Source organism: Actinomadura sp. CNU-125, from assembly GCF_001942465.1.
Lineage (GTDB): Bacteria > Actinomycetota > Actinomycetes > Streptosporangiales > Streptosporangiaceae > Spirillospora.
The window spans coordinates 1-3,308 of record NZ_MKJY01000412.1 but is presented as its reverse complement, the minus strand read 5'-3'; the positions used below and the strand labels follow the sequence as shown (position 1 = coordinate 3,308).

Genomic DNA, 3,308 nt, shown 5'->3' with positions numbered 1-3,308 from the left:
GGTACGAGACCGCGCTGCGCGCCGCCCGCCGCGCCGCCCGGTACGACGATCCGGGGCTGCACGCGTTCGTCCCGTCGCGCCGCGCTTGTCCCCCTGCTTGGAGGAAGAACCGTTTTGGAAGGCTTCGGTAAGCCTGCGTACGACCGGCGCCTCGATCGTGGAGGACGCCGAACGGACGAACTCGCCCATCTCCTGGAGCTTGGCCATGACGACCTTGCTCTCTACACCGAACTCCTTGGCGAGTTCGTATACCCGGACCTTGGCCACTGCACTCCCTACTCGGTCCGGGGGTGCGGCCTCCGGACCGTCGCTAACTTGCCGTACTCATCGCGGCGTGCTCATCGAGCGCTCATAGCAATCTCGACCTGCTTCCCGACTAGACGTCGCTTACCGTTCGGCCATTTACGTTCAGCCATCCTGCTGCCGCGCGGCCCTCTCCGCAACCCGTGCCCGCAGCACACCGGCGTCGAGCGGCCCCTGAAGGCGAAACGCCCTGGGGAACGCCCGACGTCGCTCTGCGAGCTCCAGGCATCCCGGATCGGGATGCAGATGCGCACCCCGTCCCGGCATCCGCCCGTGCGGATCGGGGACGATCGTGCCCTCGACCGCCACCAGGCGGAGCAGGTCGGACTTGGCCGTACGAACCCGGCAACCCACACACGTGCGTATGGGGGCCGCCCGGCCACTTTTCAAGAGTCTACCGCGCCGAGGCGTCGGCGGGACCTGTCGCATGGTCTCCTGACGTAGAAGATCCGGATCCGCCCGGGTCCGCGGCCTTCGCGTCGCCGCGGTCCTCGCTCTCCGGCCGCTCCCGGCCTCCCTCTCGGGGGGCCGCGCCACCGGCGGCGCGAGCGGGCTCCATGTCGGAGCGGATGTCGATCCGCCAGCCGGTGAGCCGGGCCGCGAGGCGGGCGTTCTGCCCTTCCTTGCCGATGGCCAGGGACAGCTGGTAGTCGGGCACGACCACCCGGGCGACCCGGGCGTCGGCGTCGACGACCTCGACACTCGAAACGCGCGCGGGGGACAGCGCATTCCCGACGAACTCGGCCGGGTCGTCCGACCAGTCGACGATGTCGATCTTCTCGCCGTGCAGCTCGGTCATCACGTTGCGGACGCGGCCGCCGACGGGGCCGATGCAGGCCCCCTTGGCGTTCACCCCCGGCTTGCGCGAACGCACCGCGATCTTGGTGCGGTGCCCGGCCTCGCGGGCGATCGCCGCGATCTCGACCGTCCCGTCGGCGATCTCCGGGACCTCCAGCGCGAACAGCTTGCGCACCAGGTTGGGGTGCGTGCGCGACAGCTGCACCGACGGGCCGCGGTGTCCCTTGCGGACCTGGACGACGTAGGCGCGGAGCCGTTCGCCGTGCCCGTACCGCTCCCCCGGCACCTGCTCCTGCGGCGGCAGCACGGCCTCGATCTTGCCGAGGTCGACCAGCACGTTCCGCGGGTCCTTGCCCTGCTGGATGATGCCGCTGACGATGTCGCCCTCGCGGCCCGCGTACTCGCCGAACGTCAGCTCGTCCTCGGCGTCGCGCAGCCGCTGCAGGATGACCTGCTTGGCGGTGGTCGCGGCGATGCGCCCGAACCCGGTCGGGGTGTCGTCGTACTCGCGGAGGGACTCGCCCTCCTCGTCGGTCTCGGTGGCCCAGACGGTGACGTGCCCGGTGGTGCGGTCCAGCTGGACGCGCGCGCGCGGCGCGGCGCCCTCGGTGCGGTGGTAGGCGATCAGCAGGGCGTCTTCGATGGCCTTCACGGCCACGTCGAGCGAGATGTCCTTCTCGCTCTCCAGGACCCGCAGGGCGGTCATGTCGATGTCCACGAGGTTCCCCCCTCTAGTCCGGCTCAGCCGGTGAACGCGTTTCTTCGGCCGCCCCGGGCGGAGGAGCCTTGAACTCCACCTGGACACGGCCGCGCCCCAGCTCGCCGAGGCCGAACCGGCGCCGCCGGGCGTCCGGCCCGGCGGTACCCGACCCAGCGGACGTGCCGTCGCCGCCCGCACCGGCTCCCTTTTTCCGGCGCGGTTCGGCGATCTCGATCTCGACGGCCTCGTCGTCGGCCGCCACCACGCGGCCCTCGACCTCGCCGCCCTCGGCCAGCGGCGCGACGACCAGCCGGCCGACGGCGCGGCGCCAGTGCCGCGGCTCGGTGAGGGGCCGGTCGACGCCCGGGGAGGTCACCTCCAGCACGTACGGCGTGGCCCCCATGACGTCGGAGCCGTCGAGCAGCTTGGAGGCCGTTTCGCTCAGCCGGGCGATGTCGTCGAGCCCGACGCCGCCGTCGGCGTCCACGACGACCTTGACCAGGCGGCGGCGGCCGGCCGGACGGACGTCGAGCTCTTCGAGGTCGAACCCGGCCTCGGCGACGGCCGGTCCAGCAGCCGCCGCAGCTCCGCGGCGGCGACGTCCCGGGCCGGGCGCGCCGACGCGACCGGGCGGCGGGCGCCGCCGTTCCGCGTCCGGCCCTCGGTCCGGCCCCGCTGCTCACGGCCCCCATGGGCGCGGCCCCTGCCGGGGCGGCCTCCGCGGGCCGGACCTCCGCGGGACTCGACGCTCATGGCCCCTCCTCGTGTTGTGTTGATGTCACCGTGTGTCCGCTGACCCTTCAAGACTATCGACAGCCGGACACCGCAGCGGTCTTTCGGACAGGTCACCGGCGCGGCGGATGTGAAATGCTGATAGCGGCCCGCCGGCGGCGTCCTGGGCGACGGACCCCGCGGGCCTCCCTGTGCACACCCATGCACGCCCACCGGACCCCCACCGGGTGAGGAGACCGCCTTGCCACAGGCCGTGCCGCGCGGCGGCGTGCGGCGCCGGACGCTGCTCGGGGGGCGCGGCCGCGCTCGTCCTGCCGCTGCTTTCCGGCACGCTGACCGGGTGCGCCGCCGAGGCCGCGGCGCCGCGGCGGGGCATGGCGGCGCTGGTGCGCGCCATCGCCGCCGAGCAGGACCTCATCGCCTCCTACGAGGCGGTCCGGGCCGCCGATCCCGGCCTCGCCGGGGCCGTCGACCCCGTCCTGGCGCGCCATCGCGAGCACCTGAAGGTGCTGAAGAACCATTACGTGCCGGGATCGGGCGACCGCAGGCACGAGGGCGGGCGCATCCCTTCCCCGAGTCCGCTCGCGGTCCCGTCCGGACGTGACGCGGCGCTGGAGGCTCTGCGCCGGGCGGAGGGCGCGTCGGCCGTCGCGCGCGCCGCCGACACGGCGCAGGTCGAGCCGGGGCTCGCCCAGCTCCTCGCGAGCATCGGGGCGTGCGAGGCCGGGCACGCGCGGACGATCGAGGGCGGACCGGCGCCCGTCCCGGCCGAGTC

At 73.6% G+C, this 3,308-nt stretch carries 4 protein-coding genes and 1 pseudogene; 1 reads left to right on the top strand and 4 read right to left on the bottom strand.

From position 1 onward, the window contains the following. The 4 genes and pseudogenes from BJF79_RS63235 to rimP form a co-directional block, all read right to left on the bottom strand. On the bottom strand, positions 1 to 267 hold a 267-nt coding region (locus tag BJF79_RS63235), incomplete at its 3' end, for a translation initiation factor IF-2 N-terminal domain-containing protein (protein ID WP_262403049.1). A gap of 141 nt (positions 268 to 408) precedes the next feature. After that, positions 409 to 732, bottom strand: coding sequence for a YlxR family protein (locus BJF79_RS35455; RefSeq protein ID WP_143220678.1), 324 nt, complete (start codon positions 730 to 732; stop codon positions 409 to 411). Continuing rightward, positions 698 to 1,807, bottom strand: a complete 1,110-nt coding sequence (gene nusA, locus BJF79_RS35450; RefSeq protein ID WP_075903988.1) for a transcription termination factor NusA — start codon at positions 1,805 to 1,807, stop codon at positions 698 to 700. The genes BJF79_RS35455 and nusA overlap by 35 nt, the downstream gene beginning before the upstream one ends. Positions 1,808 to 1,832: 25 nt before the next feature. Next, positions 1,833 to 2,411, bottom strand: a pseudogene (rimP, locus tag BJF79_RS35445) (ribosome maturation factor RimP); the annotation flags it as partial. 349 nt (positions 2,412 to 2,760) lie between these two features. Here rimP and BJF79_RS56315 point away from each other — a divergent pair. Continuing rightward, the coding region (locus BJF79_RS56315) for a hypothetical protein (RefSeq protein WP_158079393.1) at positions 2,761 to 3,308 on the top strand (548 nt) is incomplete at its 3' end.

What these genes read in the sequence shown, in the direction of transcription:
- BJF79_RS35455 (WP_143220678.1), bottom strand. Translation starts at nt 732, where the DNA reads ATGCGACAGGTCCCGCCGACGCCTCGGCGCGGTAGACTCTTGAAAAGT.
- nusA (WP_075903988.1), bottom strand. Translation starts at nt 1,807, where the DNA reads ATGACCGCCCTGCGGGTCCTGGAGAGCGAGAAGGACATCTCGCTCGAC.